General features: G+C 70.6%; 22 protein-coding genes and 4 tRNA genes. 9 read left to right on the top strand and 17 right to left on the bottom strand.

Annotated features, from left to right (window positions below; genetic code table 11):
- Positions 1–66 precede the first annotated feature (66 nt).
- Positions 67–1,038 carry a carbohydrate kinase gene (locus tag PYR72_RS26130; RefSeq protein WP_275457569.1) on the top strand — a complete coding sequence of 324 codons (972 nt, stop codon included), beginning with the start codon at positions 67–69 and terminating at the stop codon, positions 1,036–1,038.
- Positions 1,039–1,074: 36 nt separating this feature from the next.
- Here the strand turns inward: PYR72_RS26130 and PYR72_RS26125 are convergent, their stop codons facing one another.
- From PYR72_RS26125 to PYR72_RS26095, 7 genes are all read right to left on the bottom strand, one after another.
- Entirely contained in the window at positions 1,075–2,118 is a 1,044-nt protein-coding gene (locus tag PYR72_RS26125; protein ID WP_275460519.1) for a serine hydrolase domain-containing protein, read from the bottom strand.
- Between the two features lie 100 nt (positions 2,119–2,218).
- Positions 2,219–3,334: a glycosyltransferase family 4 protein gene (locus PYR72_RS26120; RefSeq protein WP_275457568.1), complete on the bottom strand. Its 1,116-nt coding sequence runs from the start codon at positions 3,332–3,334 to the stop codon at positions 2,219–2,221.
- Positions 3,331–3,867, bottom strand: a complete 537-nt coding sequence (locus tag PYR72_RS26115) for a deoxycytidine triphosphate deaminase (RefSeq protein WP_275457567.1) — start codon at positions 3,865–3,867, stop codon at positions 3,331–3,333. Before PYR72_RS26115 ends, PYR72_RS26120 begins: the two co-directional genes overlap by 4 nt.
- The gene (gene dcd, locus PYR72_RS26110; RefSeq protein ID WP_275457566.1) at positions 3,864–4,403 is read right to left on the bottom strand and encodes a dCTP deaminase; all 540 of its coding nucleotides are present in this window, start codon (positions 4,401–4,403) and stop codon (positions 3,864–3,866) included. The genes PYR72_RS26115 and dcd overlap by 4 nt, the downstream gene beginning before the upstream one ends.
- A complete protein-coding gene (locus PYR72_RS26105; RefSeq protein ID WP_275457565.1) occupies positions 4,400–5,635 on the bottom strand; it encodes a metallophosphoesterase in 1,236 nt (411 codons plus the stop codon). Before PYR72_RS26105 ends, dcd begins: the two co-directional genes overlap by 4 nt.
- Positions 5,632–6,918 carry a UDP-N-acetylglucosamine 1-carboxyvinyltransferase gene (locus PYR72_RS26100; RefSeq protein ID WP_275460518.1) on the bottom strand — a complete coding sequence of 429 codons (1,287 nt, stop codon included), beginning with the start codon at positions 6,916–6,918 and terminating at the stop codon, positions 5,632–5,634. The genes PYR72_RS26105 and PYR72_RS26100 overlap by 4 nt, the downstream gene beginning before the upstream one ends.
- A gap of 39 nt (positions 6,919–6,957) precedes the next feature.
- Positions 6,958–7,389, bottom strand: a complete 432-nt coding sequence (locus PYR72_RS26095; RefSeq protein WP_275457564.1) for an ATP-binding protein — start codon at positions 7,387–7,389, stop codon at positions 6,958–6,960.
- A 206-nt stretch (positions 7,390–7,595) separates the two neighbouring features.
- On the opposite strand from PYR72_RS26095, the gene PYR72_RS26090 reads away from it, so the two are divergent.
- Positions 7,596–8,855: a helix-turn-helix transcriptional regulator gene (locus PYR72_RS26090; RefSeq protein WP_275460517.1), complete on the top strand. Its 1,260-nt coding sequence runs from the start codon at positions 7,596–7,598 to the stop codon at positions 8,853–8,855.
- Positions 8,852–9,397 (top strand): flavoprotein, encoded by a 546-nt coding sequence (locus tag PYR72_RS26085; RefSeq protein WP_275457563.1) that lies wholly within the window; start codon positions 8,852–8,854, stop codon positions 9,395–9,397. Before PYR72_RS26090 ends, PYR72_RS26085 begins: the two co-directional genes overlap by 4 nt.
- A 257-nt stretch (positions 9,398–9,654) precedes the next feature.
- On the opposite strand, the gene PYR72_RS26080 is transcribed toward PYR72_RS26085, so the two are convergent.
- The 5 genes from PYR72_RS26080 to PYR72_RS26060 form a co-directional block, all read right to left on the bottom strand.
- A complete protein-coding gene (locus PYR72_RS26080; protein WP_275457562.1) occupies positions 9,655–11,370 on the bottom strand; it encodes a mobilization protein in 1,716 nt (571 codons plus the stop codon).
- The gene (locus PYR72_RS26075; RefSeq protein WP_275457561.1) at positions 11,367–11,924 is read right to left on the bottom strand and encodes a MobC family plasmid mobilization relaxosome protein; all 558 of its coding nucleotides are present in this window, start codon (positions 11,922–11,924) and stop codon (positions 11,367–11,369) included. The genes PYR72_RS26080 and PYR72_RS26075 overlap by 4 nt, the downstream gene beginning before the upstream one ends.
- 345 nt (positions 11,925–12,269) lie before the next feature.
- Positions 12,270–13,064 (bottom strand): DUF2637 domain-containing protein, encoded by a 795-nt coding sequence (locus PYR72_RS26070; RefSeq protein ID WP_275457560.1) that lies wholly within the window; start codon positions 13,062–13,064, stop codon positions 12,270–12,272.
- Between the two features lie 450 nt (positions 13,065–13,514).
- Entirely contained in the window at positions 13,515–14,777 is a 1,263-nt protein-coding gene (locus tag PYR72_RS26065; protein ID WP_275457559.1) for a DUF3631 domain-containing protein, read from the bottom strand.
- A gap of 264 nt (positions 14,778–15,041) precedes the next feature.
- Positions 15,042–15,281, bottom strand: a complete 240-nt coding sequence (locus PYR72_RS26060) for a hypothetical protein (RefSeq protein ID WP_275457558.1) — start codon at positions 15,279–15,281, stop codon at positions 15,042–15,044.
- Positions 15,282–15,377: 96 nt separating this feature from the next.
- Between PYR72_RS26060 and PYR72_RS26055 the strand changes: the two genes are divergently transcribed.
- Together PYR72_RS26055 and PYR72_RS26050 are read left to right on the top strand one after the other, a co-directional pair.
- Complete coding sequence (locus tag PYR72_RS26055; RefSeq protein ID WP_275457557.1) at positions 15,378–16,058, top strand: helix-turn-helix transcriptional regulator; 681 nt, start codon at positions 15,378–15,380, stop codon at positions 16,056–16,058.
- Complete coding sequence (locus PYR72_RS26050) at positions 16,055–17,692, top strand: site-specific integrase (RefSeq protein ID WP_275457556.1); 1,638 nt, start codon at positions 16,055–16,057, stop codon at positions 17,690–17,692. Before PYR72_RS26055 ends, PYR72_RS26050 begins: the two co-directional genes overlap by 4 nt.
- A 34-nt stretch (positions 17,693–17,726) precedes the next feature.
- Here PYR72_RS26050 and PYR72_RS26045 read toward each other — a convergent pair.
- From PYR72_RS26045 to PYR72_RS26025, 5 genes are all read right to left on the bottom strand, one after another.
- Positions 17,727–17,799: transfer RNA gene (locus PYR72_RS26045), tRNA-Lys, on the bottom strand.
- Positions 17,800–17,990: 191 nt separating this feature from the next.
- Complete coding sequence (locus PYR72_RS26040; protein WP_275457555.1) at positions 17,991–19,565, bottom strand: amino acid permease; 1,575 nt, start codon at positions 19,563–19,565, stop codon at positions 17,991–17,993.
- Between the two features lie 187 nt (positions 19,566–19,752).
- A complete protein-coding gene (locus tag PYR72_RS26035) occupies positions 19,753–22,029 on the bottom strand; it encodes a DEAD/DEAH box helicase (RefSeq protein ID WP_275457554.1) in 2,277 nt (758 codons plus the stop codon).
- A gap of 324 nt (positions 22,030–22,353) precedes the next feature.
- Complete coding sequence (locus PYR72_RS26030; RefSeq protein WP_275457553.1) at positions 22,354–22,893, bottom strand: hypothetical protein; 540 nt, start codon at positions 22,891–22,893, stop codon at positions 22,354–22,356.
- Positions 22,894–22,978: 85 nt separating this feature from the next.
- Complete coding sequence (locus PYR72_RS26025; protein ID WP_059249887.1) at positions 22,979–23,329, bottom strand: metallopeptidase family protein; 351 nt, start codon at positions 23,327–23,329, stop codon at positions 22,979–22,981.
- 193 nt (positions 23,330–23,522) lie between these two features.
- On the opposite strand from PYR72_RS26025, the gene PYR72_RS26020 reads away from it, so the two are divergent.
- The 4 genes from PYR72_RS26020 to PYR72_RS26005 all read left to right on the top strand — a co-directional run bounded on the left by PYR72_RS26020 (position 23,523) and on the right by PYR72_RS26005 (position 25,512).
- Positions 23,523–25,148 carry a metallophosphoesterase gene (locus PYR72_RS26020; protein ID WP_275457552.1) on the top strand — a complete coding sequence of 542 codons (1,626 nt, stop codon included), beginning with the start codon at positions 23,523–23,525 and terminating at the stop codon, positions 25,146–25,148.
- 81 nt (positions 25,149–25,229) lie between these two features.
- Positions 25,230–25,302 (top strand) — tRNA-Glu (locus tag PYR72_RS26015).
- Between the two features lie 37 nt (positions 25,303–25,339).
- Positions 25,340–25,414: transfer RNA gene (locus tag PYR72_RS26010), tRNA-Asp, on the top strand.
- Positions 25,415–25,438: 24 nt separating this feature from the next.
- Positions 25,439–25,512, top strand: a tRNA-Phe gene (locus PYR72_RS26005).
- Positions 25,513–25,607 lie beyond the last annotated feature (95 nt).

Here is a 25,607-nt window from a genome sequence, read left to right as displayed (position 1 = left end):
GTTCATTCGACCGACAGGCCCAGCGCGACACCCCCACGCGCTTCCTGAGAGAGGCAGACCGCCACCATGCCCCGACATGGGTCCTCCACCAGCATCACCGTCCTCGGCGAGTGCGTAGCCGACGCCTTCACCGACCCCGCCCGGTCGGACCCCGGCGAACTCGTGCTGCGCGCCCTGCCCGGCGGAGGCCCCGCCAACACCGCCGTCGCCCTCGCCCGGCTCGGCACCCCCACGCGCTTCCTCGGCCGGTTCTCCGACGACGTCTTCGGCACCCTCTTCCGCACCCGGCTCAGCACCTCCGGCGTCGACCTGACCGACAGCGTCACCGCCCCCGAGCCGAGCACTCTCGCCATCGCCGACCTCGACAAGTCCGGCCAGGCGACGTACACCTTCTACGCCGACGGCACGGCCGACTGGCAGTGGACCGACGAGGAACTCGCCACCACCGGGTGGGACGGCGCGGCCTGCCTGCACACCGGCTCGCTGGCCCTGATACGCCACCCCGGCGGCACCCGCATCGAGGACCACTTCGCCAAGGCCCGCGAACACGCCACCGTGTCCATCGACCCCAACGTCCGCCCCTTGCTCGTACCGCCCGCCGCGTACCGCGAACGCCTGCCTCGCTGGTGCGCCCTCGCCGACATCCTCCGCCTCAGCGAGGACGACCTCGACCTGCTCCTCCCAGGCGTCAGCCCCGAAGAGGCATGCGACACCTGGCACACCGCCGGTGCTCGCCTGGTCGTGATCACACTCGGCGAACGCGGCGCCCTCGCCTCCCTCGACGGCGTACACGTCACCGTCCCGACCCCGGCCGTGGACGTCGTCGACACCGTCGGCGCCGGAGACTCCTTCACCGCCGGCCTGCTCCACCGCCTCGCCGCCCTCGGACACCTCGGCGGCCGACTCGACACGCTGTCTCTCACCGACGTAACCGACGCATGCACCTTCGCGGCCCACGTCGCCGCCCTGACCTGTTCCTCCGCCGGAGCGAACCCTCCTCACGCCGAACTCGTCAGCCGCTACATGAACGGCGAATAGCGCGGGCCGTACAAAGAAGCCGCCCAGCTGACAGGCTCAGCCGAAGGCAAGTGTGCGGAAGGCGTTGCGAATATCCGTGAGGGCTTGCCTGTCGCGGGTGTAGTAGAGCTTGTTGGTCAGCAGGACCGCCCACCGCTGGCGCTGGGGAGAGATCCACATGCCGGTGCCGGTAAAGCCGTAGTGGACCCAGATGTCGTCGGACGGATCGACGCCGGGTGCGGGGTGCCAGAAGAGGCCGCGCGCGGGGGTCAGGCGGCCCGTCTGGATGGTGAGTGACTCCGCCGTCCAGGCAGGCCCGAATCCTGCCCGTTCCGGGACGCGGTTCTGGTCCAGCATGTGGCGCAGGAAGAGAGCGAGGTCGTCCAGGACGGTGAAGGCGCCTGCGATACCGCACACGCCGCCGAGGAGGCGGGCGGAGAAGTCGTGGGCCGTGCCCTTGAGGTGGGTGTTGGTGTCCGAGTCGAGTTCGGTGGGCGCACAACGGGCGGCCATGTCTGCGGGTAGGGGGCCGAAGCGGGTGGAGTTCATGCCCAGTGACTGCCAGGTCCGTTCCGTGGCGAGTTCGTCGAGGGGCTGGCCGGATAGGTGTTCGGCGAGGTAGCCGAGGATGAGTGCGGCTCGGTCGGTGTACTCGACGGCCTCGCCTGGTGGGCGGTGCAGGGCTTCGTGCAGTACGCCGTCGCGGATGTCCTGGGGGTCGGTGCCGTACAGGTTCTTCAGTTGGGCCCGTAGCGGGACGCCTGCGGTGTGGGTGAGGAGTTGGCGGGCTGTCACGGGTGCGAGCGGGTGGCCGTCGACCTCCATCCAGAACTCGCCCAGCGGGGAGTCGAGGTCGAGTTTGCCCTCCTCCCACAGGGCTCCGACGGAGGACCAGACAGCGAGGATCTTGGTGAGGCTCGCGGCATCGAAGACGGTGTCGGAGCGCATCGGAGCGTTCGGTTCGTCGGGGTCGAGAACTCCTGTGGTGCCTTGGGCCCGGATGCCGGAGGCGTCGCCGACGGCCCAGACGGCGCCGGGGTAGACCTTGTCGCGGACGCCTTCGTCGAGCAGGAGTTCGATGCGGTCGGTGCGGTACGTCATGTTCTCCCTGTTCGCCGTGGGCATCCCGCCGGTCAGCGTAGTGACGGGGGTGGGTGGGGTGTGGCAATGGCGTGTCGGACATCGGCTGGACAGGGTGGTTCTAGGTGAGCCGGCGACCCAGATCGGTCAGGGCCTGGGCGGTGGCGGAGAGCGGGTAGTGGGCGGCGTTCGCGTAGCCCGCTTGTCGCAGAGCCGGGAGCAGGCCAGGTGTCGTGCGTAGCCGGTCCAGGTCACGGGCGAGGGCTGCGGGGTTGGTGAAGTCGGTTGCCACGCCGGAGGCGGCGAGGGCTTCGCTGAGGCCGGGTACGGGTTGGTAGAGGACCGGGAGGCCGCAGGCTTGGGCCTCCAGTGCGACCAGGCCCATGGCTTCCAGGGTGGTGGAGGGCATGACCAGTAGGTCGTGGTCGGTGAAGGATTTCCACAGCTGTGGGCGGCGGAGCCAGCCGAGGTAGCGGGCTCGTACGCCAGCTCGTTGCAGGAGCGGGGTCAGGGTGTGGAAGTGGGCTTGCGGTGCGGCGATGCTCAGTTCGACGCCCGGCACCGAGGCCAGGCTCTTCACCAGGGCCTCGACGCCCTTCTCGGCCGTGAGTCGACCCGCATACAGCAGCCGCAGATGGCTCGTCGGCGAGCAGGGAGGCCGGGCCGGTGGGTCGGTGATCAGGTGGTCGGGGATGCCCCAGGGGATGTGGGTGATCTTGCGGCGGTTGACCAGTGGGACGAGTTTGCGGAGTTGGTCGGCCATCGCGCTGGTGGGGACGACGATGGCGTCGGCGGCCTTTGTCGTCTCACGCAGCACCTGGAGCTGGTCGCGGTGGATCTCGGCGAAGAGCAGGTCGGTGCCGTGGACCAAGGCGATGCGGGGGTGTGTGGGGAGCGCGCGGATCAGGGCGGGGGTGGCGCCGAAGGTGAGGTGCTGCAGATGCAGCACGTCGATCAGGGTCGGGTCGATCGCGGCAGCCAGAGCTGAGCGAAGGGCGGCGACGTATTGGGTGAAGGCTTGTCCCTCCAGGCACTTTCCGGGGACTTGGAGGAGGTCGAGGCCAACCGGGAGGTGAGGGCGCGGGCCGGTTGGGGCGAGCATGAACGCCCTTGCGGGGATGAGTGGTTGCTCGCCCGTGTAGAGGTCGAGGAAGAGTTCGACACTGCCTCCTGGGCTTCCGGCGGGCAGGTCCAGCAGGGTGGCGGCCAGCGGCCCAGCGGTCGGTTGCGGGGTCACCGGGATCCTCCCGGGTTCTCTTCGTAGAGGCGGGAGATGTCGATGCCGTCCGACGCCGCGTACTTGGCGACCTGGTGCTGGTAGCTGGCCGGTGTGCCGAAGGCGCTGAGGAAGACGAGCTTGCCGAAGGTCATGCCCGCGTAGATGCGCACCGGCCGGACGGCGCGGATCTCCAGGGTCCAGCGGATGGCGTGGCCTTGGTGGCCGAGCGGGGCGGAGACGTGGACCCAGATACCGAGCGCCCCGATGGTCCGATCGCCGTTGAGCATCTGCGCGTACGTCTCGGAGCCCGTCCTCTCCAGCGTGACGCCGAGGTAGAGAACACCCGGCTTCAGCACCAGGCCCGCGGCGGGGATGGTCCGCTCGGCGAACTCGGTGGGGACGGCTGCGTCCAGGTCTCCGTCGCAGATACGGATGGTGTCGCCGAGTCGCCAGTCGTAGGCGTTCGGGGAGAGTCGGGCGGGGTCGTACGGGTCGATCGTGATCTCGCCTGCCTGGATCGCGGCGCTGATCGCGGGGCCGGTGAGGATCACGAGGCGACCGCCTTGAGCCGGGCCGTGTCGCGCCAGTAGGCGGAGGGCTGCGGGCCGACGGCGGCCTGGTACTTGCCCTGGTAGGGGGCGATGGCGCCGGTGGAGACGAAGAACATGATCTGCCCGATACACATGCCCGCGTACACCCGTAGCGGGCGAATCGGGGAGAGCATCAGCGTCCACTGGCCGTGGAAGCCGATGTCGCCGATCGGGGCGGTGATCTCGACGAACAGCCCGAGCCTGCCGACGGAGGAGCGGCCGAAGAGCAGCGGTACGTAGGTGTCGGAGCCGACCTGTTCGACGGTGTGTCCGAGGTACAGCTCGCCGGGCCGGAGTACGTATCCGCTCTTCCCGATCGTGATCTCGTGGGTGGGGTTGGGGCGGTGGGCGTCGATCACGGTGTCGGTGTAGGTCAGAAGGGTGGGGCCGAGGCGGACGTTGTAGCTATTGGGGTTGACCTGGCCCGGCTCGAAGGGGTCGATGGTCAGGCGTCCGTCGTGGGCAGCGGTGGTGATCTCGGGGCCGGTGAGGATCATCGCTCGCCTCCTGCGACGGTGGGGGCGGTACCCGCCAGGGGTGTGGCCAGGACGCTTTGCACGGCTTGGCCGAGCCGTAGTCCGGCTTGATGTGTTCGTCCGCCGAGGTGGCTGTCGGCGAGGTAGTCAGTCGTCAACACGCTCCTCGTCGCCGGGGGCAAAGGAGTGGGAGCGATGACCAGAGGACCGACACGGTCGGTGAGGTGGCTGAGCAGCTTCTCGTGGTCCTGGGCGTGGTCGTCGGGGAGGCGGGCGTGGACGAGTTGGTTGTCGAAGGGCTCGATGGTCAGCAGGTCACCGAGGGTGAGCACTTCGTCGAGCGGCGTGGAGCGCAGGGCGGTCTCGTTGAGGACGACCGCGTCCGCGCCGAGGCCCGAGTGCAGTCGGCCGGCAACCTCTGCCAGCAACTGGCGCCGGTCCAACGGGGCATTGCGGTAGGGCTCGTTCACGATGCCAAGCGGGCTCGCGAGCGTCCGGCTGGCGAGTGCGATCTTGTCTTGCACCGTGGCGAGGGCCTCGGGCAGCCCGTGCGAGCTGGGGAAGGTGCCCGTGCGGGCGGCCCAGCCGGTTCCGATGGGCTCTGCGGTGGCGTATCCGATGCCGAGTTCGCGTCCCTTGACCACGAGGGTGTCGCCCACGGGTACGGGGCCGTACGTGTCGCTGTGGCAGTGCCCGGAGAAGATGACGTCCGCGAAGGGGCAGGCGGCGGCCAGCTTCAGGTCCTCGTCGAATCCGGAGTGGGACAGCACGATCCAGGTGTCGGCGCGGTGGTGGTGTGCGAGCATCACCTCGCGCAGTGCCTGGGCAGGATCGGTGACGTGGTGACCGATCCGTTCGCCGGCGGGAATCGCGCTGAACGCCTGGGTGCCGATCACTGCGGTGACGGCGGCGCGTCGGCCGGCGATCCGCTCGATGCGTACGCGGTCGAAGAGGGGCTTGCCAGCGTCGTCAGTCGTGTTGGCGCACACGGTCATCTCGCGGAGTTCTGGCTCGAAGTGGTGGCGCCAGCCGTGGTTCCCGGGGGCCAGCAGGTCGTACAGGCTGGTGAGGATCTCGCGCTCGATCTGGCCCTGGCCGAGGCGGTAGAAGCCGGTGCCTTCGAAGAAGTCGCCGCAGTCCACGATCAGGCTTTCGGCCCTGGCTGCGTGGAGATGGGCGAGCATCGGTGCGGGGGAGGCGAAGGCGGAGTGGACGTCGGTCGTGGCGATGATCCGCCGTAAGTGCCGGTTCATGGCGTGACCTCGCAGATGTCGGCGCCGAGGGTGTACAGCTTGGTGGGGAGGTCGGCGTGGCCGCGTCGGAGTTGGTCGAGGCCGCCCAGGGTGGTGACGCCGTGCGCGGTCAGGCCGGCGATGAGCAGGGCGGAGCCGGTGCGGATGTCGGTGGCCTCTACTCCGGCGCCGGTCAACTGCTGCGGACCAGTGAGACGACACTTGGTGGAGGACAGCTCCTGGATCGCGGCACCGAGACGGGCCAGCTGCGGCAGCAGGTTGCCGTGGCGGCCGGGGTTGATGGTGTCGGAGAAGAGGTGGGTGCCGGGGCGGGTGAGGGCCAAGGCCATCAGGGACGGCTCGAAGTCAGCGTCCAGGCCACCGGGGGCGAGGGAAGCGACGGCTCGCAGTGACCGGCTGGTGGGACTGCTGTCTCGCGCTCGGACGGTGAGTACGTCGTCCTCCGCGTAGGCGGGGACCCCGAGCCATCGCAAGGCCCTGACCAAGGGGACGACATCGTCAGCACGTACGCCGCAGATGCGCGCGTCGCCGCCTGTGACCGCGACCGCGCACGCCAGAGTCCCGGCCTCGATCTTGTCGCCGGGCACCCGCCAGACGATGCTCTCCGTGGGAACAGACAAGGGCGGCGCGAGGGCGAGAAGCGCCTCGCTCACTCGGCACTGCCAGCCAGCCGCCCGCAACGCTTCTACGACAGCGAGCACTTCCGGCGAGAGGTTGGGCATCCCCAGCCGCAGTGGCCGTCCGGCCACGACCGCGCGCAGGAGGGCGGCGATGGTCGCGCCTCGGGAGCGGAAGGGCAGCGTGAGTGAGACGGTTCCGGCCCTGGGAGTGCTGGCTACTTCTACGACGTAGCCGTGGTCGTCGATGATCGTGCGGTCGCCGAAGCGTTCGTAGACCTTGAAGTGCTGCTCCATGCCGCGTTCCCCGATCCGGCAGCCGCCCGGCCAGGGGAGCCGCGCCCGCCCGTACGCGCCGAGCAGGGCGGGGACGAGGTAGTACGAGGCCCGGATGCGGGCGGCGATGTCGAGGTCGGGCCCGGCCTCGGGCTTGTCGCCCGGCAGGATCGCTGCGGTCTGCGGGTCGCTGACGGGTCGAGCCGTGTGCCAGCCGGCCTGCTGGAGCAGGGCGAGCATCGTCTCGACGTCTGCGTTCGCGGGGACGTTGTCCAGGTGCACCGGGCGGGGCAGTGCCGCCGCGGCGGCCAGGAGCGGCAGGGCTGCGTTCTTGGACCCGTCGACCGTCACGGAGCCGGTGAGAGGGCTCCCGGGTCGGATGGCCACCACTTCGGCGGCGACTGGAGGGATCCGTACGGCTGTCAACCGTCAACTCCTTTGCAGAGGAACGTGTCGTGAGGGTTGGAGGGGGCCGCCGACCTTGAACTCGGCCCAGCACCGCTTGCCGGACGGCAGCGGATCGACTCCGTGGCGATCGGCCAGGGCGGCGACGAGGAACAGGCCGCGCCCGCCCTCTGCCTCCGCGTCCGGCAGTCCGGCTCGCGGGACCTTGCGGCTGGCATCGGTCACCTCGATCAGCAGACGCTCGCCGTCGAGGCGGGCGCCGGCCGAGATCGGGCCGCGGCCCGCGTGCCGTACCGCGTTCGTCAGCAGCTCGGCGGCGACCAGTTCTGCCGTGTTCAGCAGGTCCTGGTCGAGGGAAGCGTCCCAGCCCCGTATCCCGTTCGCGAGCCGCCGCCGCGCGGAGCGGGCGGCGGCAGGTGTGCCGTGAACGGAGAATCGGATCTGGTCCGCTTCCATGAGCTGCCTCCTGGATCGGTGCGGCTGCTCCACGCAACCGCTCCGGAGGCAAGCGGGACTACGCCGTGTGCTGGGGCTGCATCACTTATGCAGGAGCCGCATCGCGGTGAATCGCCGCTCAGTTACGCTCGGTTGAGCAGGCAGGATCGGCGACGGCAGGAGGGGCCGTGGCACAGATGGCCGAAGAACAGAGCGAGGCCTGACGGATCGGCGAAGTGATCCGTCAGGCACGTGTTTTACAGCGGCGCTCGCAGAAGCACGTGGCCGCCACACTGGGGTATCACCAGTCGAAGGTGAGCCGTCTGGAAAGCGGCAGGGGCACGGAGGACGTGCGCACGCTGCGCGAGGTCGCGCAGGTGCTGGACATTCCACCGCACCGTCTCGGCCTCGCCGCCGCTGCTGACACCAGCCCCGCCGCCGAGCCCGGAGCAGAGGACATGCACCGCCGTACCTTCCTCGCCGCGAGCGTGGCCGCGCTCGCGGCCCCGCCGCCCTCATCGCCATCGTCAACCACTGCGCATCACGACCTGATCCAGGTTCTGATGCCGGGCACGGGCCCCGCCGCCACCGGGCAAGCGTTGGGCATCGACGAGTTGCGGGACCGGGTGCGGGCAGTACGCCGGATGTTCTACGTGTGCGACTACGCGGAACTGGAGCAGACCCTGCCGGGACTGATCGCCGACCTGCGCCAAGCCGCCGACGGTGGCACAGCTGGCTCGGCGGAGGCGTCCGGGCTGCTCGCGACCGCATACCAGACATCGGTGAGCCTGCTGCTGAAACGAGCCGACCAGGGCAACGCCTGGCTCGCGGCCGGTCGGGCCATGGCCGAGGCAGAACGATCCGGAGACCCGATCGTCCTCGCCGCCAGCGTCCGCGTACACGCCCACGCCCTCGTACGGGACAAGCACACCGCCCAAGCCGTGAACATGGTCCGCCACACCGCCGACCAGCTCACCGGCTCCTACGACCAGCGCTCCCCCCGCTACCTGGCGGCACTCGGACTGCTCCTGCTGCGCGGGGCAACCGCCGCCAGCAGAAACGGCGACCGCGACACCACCCAGGACTTCCTCACCGAGGCCAAGGAAGTGGCCCGCTACGTCGCCTTCGACCAGCCAGACGCCTGGGCGAACTTCAGCCCCACCAACGTCGCCCTGCACAAGGTCAGCGCGGCCGTCTCCTTCGGCGACGCCGGCATAGCCCTGCAGACCGCCCGGCCCCTCATGCGCCGCCACATTCCCGTCCCCGAGCGCCGGGCCGCCCTGTGGGTGGAGACCGCCCGCGCCTACAGTCAGCAGGGCAGACTCGCCGACGGCTACCAGGCCCTGCGCATCGCCGAGAGCTGCGCGGCACAGGACATCCGCCGCCCGGCCGTACGCGAACTGGTCGCCGACATGGCAGCCCGCGACCGCCGCCGGGCCCTGCCCGAACTGCACCACTTCAGCCGCCAACTGGGAGTGCCCGCGTGAGTGACCAGCCCGACAAGCCGTTCCTCCAGATCGTGGTCTGCGCGGCCGGAGTCGCCGGTGACGTCGGCAAACTGATCACCGCAGCGCACGAGCGGCAGTGGGACGTCGGTGTCGTCACCACTCCGCAAGGGCTCGGCTTCCTCGACGTGGAGGCGATCGAGGCCCAGACCGGCCGTCCCATTCGCTCGGCCTGGCGGTCGGCGGGCGAGCCGCGCCCGACCCGGCCCGCCGACGCGATCGCCGTCGCCCCGGCCAGCTTCAACACCGTCAACAAATGGGCCGCCGGAATCTCCGACAACCTCGCCCTTGGCATCTTGTGCGAAGCACCCGCGATGGACATCCCCGTCGCCGTACTGCCCTACCTGAACTCCGCCCAGGCCGCCCACCCCGCCTACCGCAGGAGCTTGGAGCAGTTGCGCGAGATGGGCGTCCTGATCGGCTCGTACGAGCCCCACCGACCGAAGGCTGGCGGCGGGGCCGACCGCTACCGCTGGGAAGAAGTGCTGGAGCTGCTCGCCCCCATACTGTCCGCGCGGTCGTGATCAGAGCTGCGCCGTGCGCCGTCACGCCTACCGGCCAGCACCGGTAGCCGGGCCCGTTCATGGCGTTCAGCCGGAGCGCTTGTACCGGCTCAGAACCCGCCGCTGGCCCGCCCAAGTACCACGTCCACCACGTCAATGAGGGGTTCGACCCGAACCTTCAGCGCCTCGTGGGCGCCGTGGTGTCGAGACAGCGGGCCAGCCACCTTCCGCTTCCAAGTCAGATTTGGCCATGCCGGATGGGCAACTGCGCTGGGTGCCTACCGGCGCTGTCGGTGCTGCTGTTCGGTAGGCGATGGGGTCACCGCTGGGAGCCGACCGTTTCGGGTCTGCTGAGTGGGGATCGAGCCTGCTGTGGTCGTCTGCAGGCGGGCGGCTTCGGCTCGGCGGTTGGGTGCTGGGTTTCGGCCGGTGTGCTGGATGCGGGTGATGAGCACGCGAGCGGGTTGGCGGGCCGTGGTCAGCTCGCGTTGGGCGGCGGCTTCCTTGAGGAGCTGGTGGGGTTGGTGGCCGCGGGCTTCTGCGTCGGCGAGGACGGTGGCGAGCGCGGACCAGGCCGGGTCGGCGAGGATCCGCTCGGCGTGGTCGGGGACGGCTGCTCGTACGTCGCTGGCCAGAACACGGCGGGCCTGCTCCCTGGGCGGCCGGACTGTGAGTTCGGCGAGCACCGGTGCGATGGCATGGTCGGCAGCGCTCTGGAGGTGCTGGACGGCCTCGCGGGCAGCGTCGGCCTGGTGGGCATGGCTCTTCGCTTGATGCCAGCGCCCGGCGACGATGGCGGCCCAGACGAGGGCTGCGACCAGGGCGGCCAAGGCGCTGCCGTCTGGGCCGGTGGCAGTGTGCACGATGTCGCGTGCCGCGCTGCGCAGGGCGTGGGCGGCACGGTCTTCCGCGCGGACCTGGGACCGCTGGGCGCGGGCGAACGCCTTGGAGGCGGCCTGGAGTTCGGCGCGCAGGTTGGCGGGTGCCTTCTGGGCGGTGGCTTCGAGGAGTTCGCCGAGGGCGGTGATGTGGGCCTGGGCGTGGGTGTCGTCGGCGAGGTCGGTGTGGAGGGTGTCGAGGGCGTCGGTGGCCTGGTGCCACGGGGTGCTGGGGTGGTTGCGGCGGGCGGTGGGGTGTTCTTCGGGCTGGCTGGATTCGAGGCGGGCGGTGATTTTGGGCAGGGAGAGGTCGGGGGAGATCTTGCTTCCGGGATGGTAGATCTGCTCGCCGGCCTCGTTGACGTCGCCGGGTCGGCCGGCGGCGTAGCCGAGGAGGTCGCCTGACGGGCCGCGCCGGACCTGGACCTCGACGCCGCTGGCTTCGAGGTAGGCGATGAATTCCTCGGCGCCTGTCACGTGGGGGATGGCGGCACGGATGCGGTCCTGGAGCCACTCGGGGCTAGGCTCATCCCAGCCGAGGCGTTCGGCCTTGTGCATCTCGGCCTGGGTGGGGCGGCGGGCGCCGGTGCGATCACCCTTCTTCAGGCGGCGCAGCCCGTAGTCCTTCTCGATCTCGCGGCAGGCGTCACCGACGCGCAGGCCGCTGTCATGGAGCTTGGGGCGGCGGCCGTCTTCGCGGACGGTGGTGGCGAGGATGTGGATGTGATCGTCGGCGTGGCGTACGGCGATCCAGCGGCAGGCCAGGTCGTCGCTGGCCGGGGCGATGCCGGCTGCCTGGACGATGCGCTGGGCGATCTCGCCCCACTCGGCGTCGGAGAGGTAGCGGTCCTCGGGGGCGGCGCGGACCGGGCAGTGCCAGACGTGGTCGGTGACCGGCTTGCCGAACTCGCTGTTACGCAGCCGCACGGGCTCGTCGAGGTAGCGGGCGAGTTCGGTGAGGGTGGCGTTCTCGTCACGGCCGGGGTCGGGCATGCCGAGCATGGCGAAGCCGGCGACGATGTGCGGGTCGAGGTGCTCGTCGTGGCGGCCGGGGCCGTAGAGGTAGGCGAGCAGGCCACGGGTGTTGGTCCCGGCGGGCTTGATGGAGGCGATCACGCTGTCCCGGCCTCCTCCGGGTCGGTGGGCTGGCGCAGGGCCTCGGCGATCAGCTCCAGCAGGTGGTGGAGTTCGCTGAGGCGTTGGCGTATGTCGGGTGGGGTGTGGTCGCTGTTGAGGGCGCGGGCGATCTGGTTGATGTTGACGCCGATCCGGTTGAGCTGGCGCAGGACCTGGGCGCGGAAGATGTGGATGCGGCGGCGGTCTTCGGACAGGGGCAGGTTGGCGGTGAACCGGCCGGTGATGAAGGCGAGGACGATGTCGGCGGCGAAGCCGGAGTCGCCCTTGTAGCCGTGCTCGGCAGCGGCCTGCTGGAGGTGGGCTCGCTGGTCGCCGGTGAAGCGCAGCGGGCCGACGCGGTCGTTGCGTTTGGTGCCGGTGAAGCGGCGGATCGTGGGCTGCACGCTCTGCACGGCAGGCTCGCCGACGACGACGGCGCTGTCTTCGGGGCGTAGGACGGCTTGCTGGACGGAGTGCAGCGTGTCCAGGTCGGGGCCGCCCTCGGCCCCGACCCCCTGGTCCGGCGCCCCCTGGCGCCGGGCCGTCTCCGCCACCCCCGGGGCGGAGACCCCCGAAGTCCGGCCTTGAGTCGGACTCGGGGTACTACTGGCTCCGCCAGGGGCAGCCCGTCCGAACGCGCGGCGCAAACGCCCCATCAGCGTAAGAGACTTCGTCAGCGGCAGCGGCTCGTCGGGAGTGTGGTCGGAGCGGTGCGGAGCGTGTGTCACGGGCGGTTCTCCGGAAGAAGCGGGGGCAGGCGGGTCGGCAGGCAAGGGCTGGCGGAGTGCTGGTGGCCAGCACGCCATCCACAGGTGTGGACAAGCGGACGGCGAGTGGGGCAGTGGTCGGCTGGGCGGGGTGACCGGAAAGGGGTTCCGGTCACCCCGTTGGATTTCCGGTCAGCCGCTGTTCGGACCGGTCTCGGCGGCGGCTTCGATATCGGGCTGGAGGATCCTCATCACCTCGGTCTGCCGCTGACTGCCGATCGTCAAGTCCCTGTCCTTAACTGCCTTCCGGAGAAGGGACCGGCTGAGAGTGCCGTGCTCAGCGAGGGCGATCCGCCCAACCTCCACGAGCTCCGCGAGCGTGGCCTTGGGCGGACGGCCACCCCGCGGCTTGCTCTCCGAAACCTCGGGCGGTGGTTCCGTCGGCTGGACGGAACCAGCCGCCGGAGGCTCCGCTGGCCGGACCAGCTCGGCCGGGGGCTTGGCGTGCGCGGTGACCGGTGGTTCCGGCGCCTGGACGGAAGCGGCGTACGGGTGGTCGGCGGGTTGGTCGACGAGCTGGTGGATCTGCCGCATCAGGACGCCGAAGGCCAGCAGCGCGGCGGTCGGGGGAACCGCGGCGACCACGTAGTCGAGGAGAGGCACGGCGCTGGCGTTGCCCGTGCCGCTGACCCCGGCCACGTTGAGCGCGATGGAACCGGCCGACCCGGTGGCGGTGAGGGCGATGGCCCAGCCGTCGGTCACCCGGCGCAGGCCCGCGCGGAGCATCAGCAGTTCGCCCGCGACGATGAAAGCGTCCAGAGTCGCTGGCCAGGCCCACTGACGGACCGGCGAACTCTTGAGACCGTGCTGTCCGGCCACCTCGGCGAGGTGCGCGTACGACAGCCAGAACCCGCCGGCGGTGAGCGCCACGATGACGACTCCCGCCGCGACGAGCGCGTACCGCTCGGCCGCCTGCTTGGTCGTCATCGGCCGCCCTCCGTCAGGGCGACGGTCCCGGTGGGTGGGTGTGGAGAGGGTGGTCAAGCGGGGTTCTCCTGGGGGTGATGGCGTGGTCCGTCTTAGCCGTCTTGGCCGTTGCAAGCGCAGGTCAGGGCCGGTACGGCAGGAGGGCTGGTGTTCCGTCCTGGCGGCGCCGGCGCGTCCTGGGGCACACACGGGCGGCGGGTGCTGCGGTTCGGTGGCCACGGACGGATCGCATCCGTCTTGCCGTCCCGGCCGTATGCGCGGTGACCTGCGGTGATACGGCGGGGACGCCCGGGACGGCACAAGACGGATCGGGGCAGCGTCAGGTTGGTGGCCGTGCGGTCGTCATGATCGCGTTGCCGTCTTGTCCCCGGTTTCCGTCCCGGCCGCATGCCGTTTGACCTGCGGGATCACGGCAGGGACGGCAGGGACGGTCACCGGGGGAGGCGCGGCTCAGCCCGAGGCTGGGGTGGTGGGTTCGGCGTTCACTGAGTGAACGGTGGGGCAGTAGCGCCGCCACGCGTCGAGGAACTTGTTGCGCGTGTAGCCCTTGCGCTGGGTGCCGTCGGCGAGGCGGACGTTGCCGGGCCTGATGTCGAAGGCGCGCAGCAGCGAGCCGAGCTCACGCGGGCCCAGCCCCTTGCGACCCCACTCCGCCCACGGACCTTCCATGTCCTGGCGCAGGTGGTGCAGGAGTTCGTCCGTGGAGAGGCTGTCGACCTCCCGCTGGGCTACGAAGACCCGGCGGATGTCGGCCAGGATCCGCGCTGAGCTGGGGTGGTCCTCCTCGGCCGCCACTTCGGCCGCCACCATCTCCGCGCACGCCGCGCGGGCGAGGCAGGGCCAAGGGCCGGCGGCGAGGTCGGCGACGATCACCAGGGGTTCCCAGGTGTCGGCGGCGCGGTCCTCCACCGGCATCGCCGGTTCCAGGTCGGCGGCCTCGTCGAGCAGCGGCCGGGCCCAGGCGGCGATGCGGTCGCGCAGGTCGTGGAGGGCTGGGGTGTCGCGGCGGGAGCGGAAGGGCTTGACGCTCTCGCCCTCGGCCCGGCGGCGCATACGAATCACCACCGACCGGTCCATGATCGTGTCGGGCAGGTCGCCGATGCCCGCGAGCGCGGCCATGGCGAAGGTGGCGAACCGGTGCGGGGTGTGGTCGTTGCCGACGACCCGGGTGACATACCGGTTGCGCTGGTGGCCGGCGTTGAGCAGGCCGCGCATCTCCTCGTTCTTCTCCGCCTGCTTCGGCGTGCCGAAGATGGTGTCCGCCTCGTCCACCAGCAGGGTGGGCGGCTCCTCGGTGATGGACCGGAAGACCGCAGCCGGTGTGGTGTTGATGGTGAGCATCGGCTCGTGGACCGTCTCGGTGAGCACGTCCAGCAGCCGTGACTTGCCACAGCGCTTCGCCGGCCCCACCACCGCCAGACGCGGGGCGTGCTGCCACGCGGGCTGCAGATGCGTCGCCGCCACCCACAGCGTGACCGCGTCCAGCGCCTCCGGCGAGGGCAGGATCACGAACCTGGCTATCTTCGCGCGCAGTTCGTCCAGCAGCGCCGAGCCCGGTGTCGGCTCCGGATCCAGGGGTGTGTCCGAGGGCGCGGCGGCTTCGACCGGCGCGGTGTTCTCGGGTTCGCGCTGGTCGGGGTTGCCCGGCACCGCGACCAGCGGCCAGGCGGCGGTACCGGGCGCGGAATAGGGCTCGGGTGTCGTAGGTTGCACAAGGCGGCTCCTCTTCTGCGCCACCGGGCATGCAGGCCCGGTGCGCGCGGATCGTTCGTTGGATGCGGGCGGCGGGGTTTCCCGAGCCTCCGGCGTTACCGCGCCGGAGGCTCGCTGCGTTCAGAGACTGAACACTCGCTCTGTCCCGAGACGGGACGCTCGCGTTGTTCCCCGAGGGAACACGGACAGTACGTCCACGCCCGTCGACAGTCCAGCGTTTCTGTGTCAGCTCAGCGCAGAACCGTCTGCTACGCTGCCTCGCTTTCACGCCGCCAGCCCGAGCAGCTCCAGCAGATCCGCGGTCACGACCCGGTAGGCGTTGCCGAGCCGCAGCACCTTGCACGGGTACTCGCCCCGCTTCGCCAGCGCATACCCCTTACTCCGCCCGAGTCCCAGAGCACGGTTGCCCGTCTCCAGGTCAACCGATACAGGGAGAGCAAGCAGCTCTTCCCGACTCATCCCCTTCAAGCCCTTCGACTGCCCGGTCGTCGCTTCTTCGCGCATGCAGCGCACCCCTTTCGGTACAGCCCTCGGCGAACGCGCCCATCACGTCCGACTCCAGGCATGCACCAACCATCATGACCAAGCTAATGTGTCTGCATGACACAACGCGGTGTGGATGCTGATGAGGACGACTTCCCGGAATGGGCAGACCGGGTCAAGGCCAACGTGGCCGGCGAAGTCCGGCGCAGAAGGAAGGAGATGGGATGGAGCGCTCAGGACCTCGCGGACCGGTGCGAACAGCTCGGGCATCACATCCCGCGCAACGTGATCGCCAACATGGAGTCCGGCCGCCGGGCCAATCTGCCGCTCGTGGACGTCATGGTCCTGGCGGCGGCCCTGGAGACGTACCCGGTCTGCCTGATCTTCCCGGTCGGCTACGTCGAGCAGACCCAGGAGCTCCCCTTCCAGCACCTCATCCCCACCTGGGACGCGCTACGGCACTTCACCGGTGAAGAGGAGGTGCCGATGTACGACGCGGGCCTGGTCCCCGACTTCGAGCGCCACGCCAGCCTCGTACAAACCGCCCTCGCCGCCCTCGAAGAGGAAGAACAGGCCCGGTTCGCGGCCAAGACGGCCACCAGCCGCGCCCAGCAGGAGGAAGCCGAGCGCAAGCGGACCAAGTACGCCGACCAGGCCATCTCCGCCAAGTACAACCTCCGCCACCTCCGCCGCGAGCTCCGCGAGGAGGGCGCCACCCCACCCCGTCTACCCCCCGCGCTGGGCGACGTCGACCCACCCGAAGAAGAACCCAACACCACCCCGGAGGAACGCCTTTGAAGGGCTCCACCCACCGCCGCTGCTACTGCCGCGACCCCAAGACCGGCAAACCGCTCGGCAAGAAGTGCCCCCAGCTCTCCAGCCGCAAGCACGGCGCATACTCCATACGCCAGGAGCTCCCGCCCCACGACGACGGCACCCGTCGCTCCTTCAGCCGCGCCGGCTACGACTCCCTGAAGGACGCTCAGGCGGACCTCGACCACGTCCGCTCCCTGCTCGCCCTGGCGGACAGGGACGACTCCGACAGCCTCCAGCGCCTCGTCGCCATGTTGGAGGAGGTCTCAGTCGAGAAAGCCCCGCTGCCGGCCATCGAGGAGACCCGCCGCCGTCTGCGGGCCGGCCTGGCCCTCCTTGGCAGCCTCACCGTCGGCGAGTGGCTCGACCAGTGGTTCGCCGCGAAGAAGCGCCGTAAGACCACGCTCAACGGCTACGCGTCCCACATCCGCGTCCACCTGAAGCCCCGCATCGAACACGTACGCCTCGACCGCCTCAACGTCGGCCACCTGGTGGAGATGTTCGACGCGATCGCCGACGAGAACGAGGTGATCGCGGCCGAGAACGAAGCCCGGCGAGAGCAGATCACCCGCTGCAAGCCGAGCAAGCCCGGTCGCCCCGTCGGAGTCGAGCGGAAGCTGCTCGCGGCCGAACGGGCCAAGCTGGCGGAGATGAAGCCGTTCCGGAAGACAACCGGCCCGGCCAGTCGTCAGGCGATTCGCCGCACTCTCCGCGCGGCCCTCAACTCCGCGATCGCCCAGCAGCTGATCACCTTCAACCCGGCCTCCCACGTCGAGTTGGAGTCCGGCAGGCGCCCGAAGCCCCTCCTGTGGACGGAGGAGCGGGTCCGGCGGTGGCGCGAGACGGGCGAGATGCCTGGCCCGGTCATGGTGTGGACCCCGCAGCAGTTCGGCGCCTTCCTCGACGCCGCCGAGGGCGACCGCCTGTACGCGATCTTCCCCCTCATGGGCACGCGCGGCCTCCGGCGCGGCGAGGCGGTCGGCCAGGACTGGCACGAGATCGACCTCGACGCCGGCCTCATCACCCCCGCCAAGGAGATCGTGGTGGACGGCTGGGACCCCTACGAGTCCGAGCCGAAGACGGACGGCAGCGCGAACACGATCGCGCTCGACAGCGTGAACATCGCCGCCCTACGCGACCACAAGGCCCGCCAGGAGAAGGAGCGCGCCGAGTGGTCCACCGCCTGGCAGAACACCGGCAAGGTGTTCACCAAGGAGGACGGCTCCTGGCTCCACCCGGAGACGGTCTCGGAAGCGTTCCGCCGCATCCTGGCCACGACCGACCTGCCACCCATCACCCTGCGGGACCTTCGTCACGTCGCCGCGACGCTCACGCACGGAGGCGGCGGCGACATCCACACGGTGAAGGAGACCCTGCGCCACTCCACCATCACGCTGACCTCGGACACATACACGAGCCTGCTCCCTGAGCTGGACCGCGACATCGCCGAGAAGGCAGCGAAGCTGATCCCGCGATCGCGTCAGGCGGCTGCCGATTCGTCCGTCCAGGCTGCACCCGATCCGCAGGCCACGAACGCATCCGCTCACGCATCGCTCACGCAGTGGCTTGCAAACGAAGCAGCGCCCGACCCGACCGAAGCCGACTCAGGCGCTGCGTAGCAGGTCAGAGGGGGTTTCCCCTCCCCCGCATCGGTAGGCCCTGTGGGACTCGAACCCACAACCAATGGATTAAAAGTCCACTGCTCTGCCAATTGAGCTAAGGGCCCAGGCGATGTTGCCTCCCCGAGCATAGCCGGACGTGGCCGGGAGTCCGATCGGGTATCGGTGACCCGGCCGCGTCGGAGTGCCGCAAAAAGGTCCGCCGCAGAACAGAACGGACGGAAGATCGCCGGAAGCAGGGCGAGTTGGCCGTTGCCGGGTCGGCGAACGGTCCCTGCCCTGTCGCCCCGTCACCGGGTCATGGATCCAGCGGCTCCGGCACCCCCTTGCGCGCCGCCTCCCGCGCCACACTGCGCGCGTGCCCGGGGTTGAGGAACCAGTGGCGGGCGGAGGCCGCCCACCAGATCGCCGCGAAGCCCAGCACCACCAGGACGGCGACGGGCGCGTAGTTGAAGTTCTCCCAGGTGACCGGGGACAGCTGCGGGAGCATGAACAGGACGGTGATGAAGAGGACCCAGACCACCGCGATGACGCCGATCACCCGCGACCAGCGGCCCAGGTGCCAGGGGCCGCGCTCGAACGCGTCGCCCTTGCGCAGCCGCAGCAGCGTCGGGATGACGTACGCGATGTAGAGGCCGATCACCGCGATGGAGGTGACGGCGGCGTACGCGGTGACATTGATCAGGTAGGGGAGGCCGAGGAGCAGCGCGCCGCCCGCCGCCAGCCAGACCGCCGCCACGGGGGTGCGGGTGCGCGGGCTGACGGTGTGCCAGACGTGCGAGAACGGGAGCGCGCCGTCGCGCGAGAAGGCGTAGATCATGCGGCTGTTGGCCGTGACGGACGCCATGCCGCAGAACAACTGTGCGCCGATGACGACGAGCAGGAGCAGTTTGCCGCCGGTCACGCCGAGCGCGTCGAGCAGGATCTGCGCGGGCGGCACCCCGGTCGCCGACTCGCGGGCGCCGTCGTAGGACTGGATGGCGAAGGTGAAGCCGAGGAGGAGGACCAGGCCCGCCACCCAGGACGTCCAGATGGACTGGACGATGCCCTTGGGGCCGGCCGTCGAGGCGTCGTGCGTCTCCTCGGTCATATGGGCGGAGGCGTCGTACCCGGTGAAGGTGTACTGCGCCATCAGCAGGCCCAGCAGCACCACGTACAGCCCGCTGCCCCAGCCCGTGTGGTTGACGAACTCCGTGAACACGAACGACGCCGACTGATGGCTGTCGGGGACGACGACGAGCGCGCCGACGATGACGATCACACCCACCACGTGCCACCACACGCTGATGCTGTTCAGCAGACCGACGATCCGGACGCCGAAGGTGTTCAGCAGGCCGTGCAGCAGCAGGATCGCGGCGAAGAGGAGGATCGTCCGGCCGGGGGTCACCTCGAAGCCGAACTCCAGGTTCAGATAGGCCGCCAGGAAGGACGCCGCGCCGAAGTCGATGCCGGCGGTCACGGCGACCTGGCCGAGCACGTTGAACCAGCCCGTGAACCACGCCCAGGCGGCCGCGCTGCGCTCCGGCGCCAGTCGGTGGGCCCAGAAGTACAGGCCGGCGGAGGTCGGGTAGGCCGAGCAGATCTCGGCCATGGCGAGGCCCACGAAGAGCGTCATCAGGCCGACCGCGACCCAGCCCCAGGTGATCACCGCGGGCCCGCCGGTGTTCATGCCGAAGAGGTAGAGCGTCATACAGCCGGAGAGGACCGAGATGATCGTGAAGGAGACCGCGTAGTTGGAGAACGCGGACATACGGCGGGCGAGGACCTGCGTGTAGCCCAGCTGGGCCAACCGCTCCTCGTCGGACACCGAGACCGACACAGAGTCCGGAGCCGAAGCCCCGGCCGCCCCACGGGCTATGTCGTCATCTGTCATGCCCCCAGCAATTCCCTCTCCGGGGACGTGATATGCGCCACACGGTGGCCGAAAATCGGCGGAGACCGGCCGATGCGGGACCGGCGGGGCCGAACACACGCGAAGGGCCCGTACGACCGGAGTCGTACGGGCCCTTCAACTGCTCTCAGTCGTCAGCCGGCGTCAGCCACCGGCCTCGGCGAGCGGATCAGCCGTTGCGCTTCCAGCGCGGCTTGTCGTCACGGCGCCCGAAGGACGAGCCGGTGCCGGAGCCGGAGCCGCGGTGGTCGTCACGACGGCCGTACGGACGCTCGTGGCCGCCGGAGCGGAAGCCCGGACGGTCACCGCCCTGGCGGTCGCGGTTGAACGGACGGTCGCTGCCCCGGTGGCCGCCACGCTCGTCGCGACGCTCGAAGGAGCGGCCGCCACGGTCGTTGTCGCGGCGGAAGCCACTGCCACCACGGTCGTCACGACGCTCGAACGAACGCCCACCGCGCTCGCCGTCCCGACGCTCGAACCCGCCACGGTCGTTGTCCCGGCGGAAGCCGCTGCCACCACGGTCGTCACGACGCTCGAAGGTACGGCCACCACGGTCGCCGTCCCGACGGTCGTTGTCCCGGCGGAAGCCGCTGCCACCACGGTCGTCACGACGCTCGAACGAACGCCCACCGCGCTCGCCGTCCCGACGCTCGAACCCGCCACGGTCGTTGTCCCGGCGGAAGCCACTGCCACCACGGTCGTCACGACGCTCGAACGAACGCCCACCACGGTCACCGTCACGACGGTCGTCCCGGCGGTCGAACCCGCCGCGCTCGCCGCGCTCGCCGTCGCGGCGGAACCCGCCACGGTCGTTGTCCCGGCGGAAGCCGCTGCCGCCACGGTCGTCACGACGCTCGTACGCCGGACGCTCGTACGCCGGACGCTCGTACGCCGGACGCTCGTACGCGGGACGCTCGGCCGGCTGCTCGGCGATCGCGGCCGGAGCCTCGGCCGCCGGGGCGTCCGCCTCGACGGCGGCGACGGCGGTGGCCTCCGCGGCGGCGGCGACGGCCGCCTCCGGGTCCTCGCCCCGCTCCCGCGCGGCACGCGCGGTCAGCCGGGTGGCCTCGTCGCGCAGTTCGGCGGCGCGGCGCGTGGCCCGCTCCAGCTCCTTGGTGAGCTGGGCGACCTCGCGCTCGGCCTGCTGCGCGGCGTTGTCGACCGACTCGGCCTGGACCTCGGTCATCGAACGGGCGCCGGTGATGTCGGCGACCTCGGTGTCGAAGGCCGTACCGCCCTGGATGATGTGGCGCGAGGCGTCGACGCCCGCGTCCTCCATCAGGCGGAAGATCTGCCGGCGCTGGTGCGGCAGGGAGAGCGACACGACCGTGCCGCTGCGGCCCGCGCGGGCCGTACGGCCGGAGCGGTGCAGGTAGTCCTTGTGGTCGCCGGCCGGGTCCACGTTCAGGACCAGGTCGATGCCGTCGACGTGGATGCCGCGGGCGGCCACGTCGGTCGCGACCAGCGCGTTGACGTAACCGTCCTTGAAGTCGGCCAGCGTCCGGGTGCGGGCGCCCTGGGTCATGCCGCCGTGCAGCGCGTCGGCCTTCACCCCGGCCTCGCGCAGCTGCTCGGCGATGCGGTCGGCGCCCAGCTGGGTGCGGACGAAGATGATCGTGCGGCCCTTGCGGGAGGCGATCGCGGCGGTGACCGGCGCCTTGTCCTTGGGCTTCACGATGAGGATGTGGTGCGACATGGTCGTGACGTTGCCCTGGGCGCTGTCGACCTCGTGCGTCACCGGGTTGCTCAGGTAGCGCTTGACCAGCGTGGAGATCTCGTTCTCCATCGTGGCGGAGAACAGCATCCGCTGGCCGCCGGCCGGGACCTGGTCGAGCAGTTCGGTGACCTCGGGCAGGAAGCCCAGGTCCGACATCTGGTCGGCCTCGTCGAGGACGGCGATCTGAGTGTTCTCCAGCGAGCAGGCGCCGCGGTTGATGATGTCGCGCAGGCGGCCCGGGGTGGCGACGAGGACGTCGACGCCGCGCTCCAGGGCGTAGATCTGGTTGCCCATCGACGTACCGCCGCAGACGACCTTCATCTTCAGGCCGAGGACGTCGCCGTACGGCTGGAGGGCGTCCGCGACCTGCATCGCGAGCTCACGGGTCGGGGTGAGGATGACACCGCGGGGCTTCTTGCGCTCGGTGTGGCCGCCGGCCAGCTGCGCGAGCAGCGGCAGACCGAACGACAGCGTCTTGCCGGAGCCGGTGCGGCCGCGGCCGAGGATGTCCTTGCCGGCCAGGGCGTCCGGGATGGTCGCGGCCTGGATCGGGAAGGGGGTGGTCACGCCGTTCTGCGCGAGCTTGCGCACGACGCCCTCGGGAAGGCCGAGCGTCGCGAACGTCACCTCGGGAGCCTTCTCGGCGGAGCCGTTCTCGACGCTCGCGAGAGTGTCGACGTCTTCGCCGTTCTCGGGCACGACGACGTGATCAGTACTGGAAATGGACATGCGTATGCGAAACCTTCCGGAGTCTCGTCGGCACGCGCCCGTCAACTCCGTGATTCGCACACGACCGCCTCTATGCGGTCCGCCACGGCAAGGGAGAGTACGCGCCACACGGCGCGCTTCTGTGATGGCGCCGGGCAATGGGGCAATGGGATCAAACGATCTGCCACCATACGCACCCGCCACCCCTCTAGGCAAACCGGGCGGATGTCCGCAGGTCCGGGCCCGATCGATTCGGGCGGGGGTGAGGGCCGACGTCAAACGGCGGCAGATACATCACCATACAGCATCGGCGGGGCAGCTCCTTCGGACCTCTGTGGAGCAGCCCTACACCGCGTCCCCCGCCTGCGGCGCCGGCTCGCGTTCCATCAGCTGCGCGCCCTGCTCGTGCGCCGACGACGACGGCTCGGCCGAGGGCTCGGGCGGGGGCGACGGCGACTCCGCCGGCTCGGTCGGCTCCGGTTCGGGCTCCACCACCGGCGGCGGGGACGGTTCTCCCCTCGGCGGCTCGGGCTTCTCCGGCCGCTCCCCCTTCCCCTCGCCCCCGTCCCCCTTCGGCGGCGTCGCCTTCCCGGAAGGCCCGGCCTTCCCGGAGGCCGACGCGGACACGGAGGGGGACGGGGAGGAGGACGGGCCGGGCGAGGCGTGGCCGGGCCGCTTCCCCTGCCCGGACCGGTATCCCGTGCCGCCCGCGTCCGTCACCGCCGTACCGCCGTCCGGCTTCTCACCGCCCGGCTGCCCCGCCGTCGGCGACGACCCGGGCTCCCGCGCCTCGTCCCCCACGCTCATACAGCCGGCCGCCGCCGCTACGGCCATGACCGCGGCGGCCAGACGGACGGATACGTTCAAGGCGCGCACGGCGGCCACCTCCGAGGGGGGCGTGAAGGGGAGTCCCCCTGCCCAACTCCCGCCGCCCGCAAGAGGACACGCGACCCTCCGGCGCCCGCCGCTCCTAGCCGTACCCCAGCGCGTGCAGCCGTGCGTCGTCGATCCCGAAGTGGTGCGCGATCTCGTGCACCACGGTCACCTCGGTCTCCGCGACCACGTCCTCCCGTGTCTCGCACATGCGCAGCGTCGGCCCGCGGTAGATCGTGATCCGGTCCGGCAGCACCCCCGCGTACCACTCCCCGCGATCCGTGAGCGGAGTCCCCTCGTACAGCCCGAGCAACTCCGGGTCGTCGGCGGGCGGCTCGTCCTCGACGAACACCGCCACGTTGTCCATCAGCCGTGTCAGCTCCGGCGGAATCCGGTCCAACGCCTCGGCGACCAGTTCCTCGAACTCCTCGCGCGTCATCTCCAGCACACGGCCATTGTCATGCACGACACGCGGGTACGAGAGACGCGGGCGGCACACGGCCCCCGCCGGACACGGCGAACCCGGCCCGCTCCGTACGACGGCGGGGCCGCGGCCGCACCCGTGCGACGACCGGGCGAAACCCCCGGCCCCCGCCCGCCCCCTCCGCATATCCGCCCCCACCCCTGGGCATACGCGACCAATGGCACGCGTCCCCGCCGACCCCTCCGCCGCCGACACCCCGCGCTCCCCGCGCACGGCCCTGCGCCGGTGCCTCCGCGCCCTGGCCCGCCGCCACCGGTCCCGCCGCGCGCACCCGACCGCCGAGCCGGCCCGGCGCCCCCACCCCTGGAAACGGGCGTTCGGCCTGGTCGCGGTCGTCCTGGTCGGCGCCTGGCTGGGGCTGCTGGTCGTGGGGAACGTCCGCACCCCCGTCGGCCCCATGAACACGACGATGACGCTGCGCCCCTCCCTCACCGGCGGCACGAAGATCAACGTCTCGCCGCTGGGCGCCCTGGAGCTGAACAGCCACCACGCCCCCGTACGCCTGGACGTCAACGTCGACCAGCTCGACCCGGAGCGGGCCCAGGCCCTGGTCGACCACCCCGAGCGGATCTCCGGGCTGCAGGAGGAGATCGCCGGCGACGTGCGGCACGGCACCGTCGACCTGGCGGTACGCTCCGGCGTCGCCGTCGTCTCGGGGGCCACCGCGCTCGGGCTCGCCGTGTACCGCCGCCCCCGCCGTGCCCTCGCCGCCGGCGGCCTCGCCCTCGTGCTGCTGGCCGGCGCCGGAGGCACCGCCGCCGCCACCTGGAACCCCAACTCCGTCCTGGAGCCGAAGTTCTCCGGCCTGCTCTCCTCCGCGCCGTCACTGGTGGGGAACGCACGCAGCATCGTCACCGAATTCGACGTCTACCAGAAGGAGTTGGCCCGCCTGGTGACGAACGTGACCAAGCTGTACGACGTCACGTCCACGCTCCCCGCGTACCAGCCGGACCCGACGACCATCCGCGTCCTGCACGTGTCCGACATCCATCTGAACCCCGCGAGCTGGAAGATCATCGCCTCGCTGGTCGAGCAGTACGAGATCAACGTCATCGTCGACTCCGGCGACACCATGGACCACGGCAGCGCCGCCGAGAACGGGTTCCTCGACCCGATCGCCGACCTCGGGGCCCCGTACGTCTGGGTGCGCGGCAACCACGACTCGCTGCTGACCCAGCGCTACATGGAGGGCATCGACCACACCCACGTCCTCGACGAGGGGAAGGCGGTGACCGTGGGCGGGCTGCGGTTCGCGGGGACGGGGGACCCGCAGTTCACCCCGGACCGCTCGACCGGGAAGGCGGGCCTGCCGTCCGAGGAGGAGGCCGGGCAGCGGCTGGCGGACGCCCTGCGCGCCCAGAAGGCGGCGGGCACCCCCGTGGACATCGCGGTCGCGCACAACCCGGACGCCGCCCGGGAGACGGACGGCCAGGTCCCGCTGGTGCTCGCCGGGCACCTGCACCACCAGGAGATGGAGATGCTGAGCCAGGGGACCCGGCTGCGCATCGAGGGCTCGACCGGCGGCAGCGGCCTGCGGGCCGTGGAGGGCAGGAACCCCGATCCGATCGAGGCGTCCGTCCTCTACCTCGACCGGGACACGCGCCGTCTCCAGGCGTGGGACGAGATCAGGCTGGGGGGCCTGGGGCTGACGACGGCGGAGGTCAGCCGCCATCTGCCGAAGGAGAACCAGCCGGGGGCCCGGCCGGGGGACGAGCGGTCCCCGTCGCCCTCCGGAAGGACGTCCACGGGCGGGTCCCCCAACGGGTCCCCCGGCGGCCCGTAAACCGTTTTGGCGATACCTCCTGCCATCCCATATGCTTCTCACGTCCCCGACGCGCTGACAAAGCGCCCAGGCGGGCCGATAGCCCTCATCGTCTAGCGGCCTAGGACGCCGCCCTTTCAAGGCGGTAGCACGGGTTCGAATCCCGTTGGGGGCACGCAAAATCGTGTGCGAGACTAGTCCCGCACAAGCTTGGTCCTGTGGAGCAGTTTGGAGTGCTCGCCACCCTGTCAAGGTGGAGGCCGCGGGTTCAAATCCCGTCAGGACCGCTGGTGTTTCTCACGAAGCACCGCGGCTGGGTAGCTCAGTTGGTACGAGCGATCGCCTGAAAAGCGATAGGTCGCCGGTTCGACCCCGGCCCCAGCCACATCGCGCGAAAACCCCCTCCGGGAGACCGGAGGGGGTTTTCGTCGCTCACAGTGAGGCCGCCGCGGAGCCGCGGCCCACCGAGAACCATGGGGG

It is taken from the genome of Streptomyces sp. VNUA24 (genome assembly GCF_029167005.1).
Classification (GTDB): domain Bacteria; phylum Actinomycetota; class Actinomycetes; order Streptomycetales; family Streptomycetaceae; genus Streptomyces; species Streptomyces scabiei.
Note: the sequence above shows the minus strand (reverse complement) of the source record. Positions and strands in the feature narration are given on the sequence as shown.

Bases quoted from the DNA above. Each gene is read 5' to 3' on its own strand.
- PYR72_RS26130 (WP_275457569.1), top strand. From the start codon at position 67: ATGCCCCGACATGGGTCCTCCACCAGCATCACCGTCCTCGGCGAGTGC.
- PYR72_RS26125 (WP_275460519.1), bottom strand. From the start codon at position 2,118: ATGACGTACCGCACCGACCGCATCGAACTCCTGCTCGACGAAGGCGTC.
- dcd (WP_275457566.1), bottom strand. From the start codon at position 4,403: ATGATCCTCACCGGCCCCGAGATCACCACCGCTGCCCACGACGGACGC.
- PYR72_RS26105 (WP_275457565.1), bottom strand. From the start codon at position 5,635: ATGAACCGGCACTTACGGCGGATCATCGCCACGACCGACGTCCACTCC.
- PYR72_RS26095 (WP_275457564.1), bottom strand. From the start codon at position 7,389: ATGGAAGCGGACCAGATCCGATTCTCCGTTCACGGCACACCTGCCGCC.
- PYR72_RS26070 (WP_275457560.1), bottom strand. From the start codon at position 13,064: ATGACGACCAAGCAGGCGGCCGAGCGGTACGCGCTCGTCGCGGCGGGA.
- PYR72_RS26060 (WP_275457558.1), bottom strand. From the start codon at position 15,281: ATGCGCGAAGAAGCGACGACCGGGCAGTCGAAGGGCTTGAAGGGGATG.
- PYR72_RS26055 (WP_275457557.1), top strand. From the start codon at position 15,378: ATGACACAACGCGGTGTGGATGCTGATGAGGACGACTTCCCGGAATGG.
- PYR72_RS26040 (WP_275457555.1), bottom strand. From the start codon at position 19,565: ATGACAGATGACGACATAGCCCGTGGGGCGGCCGGGGCTTCGGCTCCG.
- PYR72_RS26035 (WP_275457554.1), bottom strand. From the start codon at position 22,029: ATGTCCATTTCCAGTACTGATCACGTCGTCGTGCCCGAGAACGGCGAA.
- PYR72_RS26020 (WP_275457552.1), top strand. From the start codon at position 23,523: ATGGCACGCGTCCCCGCCGACCCCTCCGCCGCCGACACCCCGCGCTCC.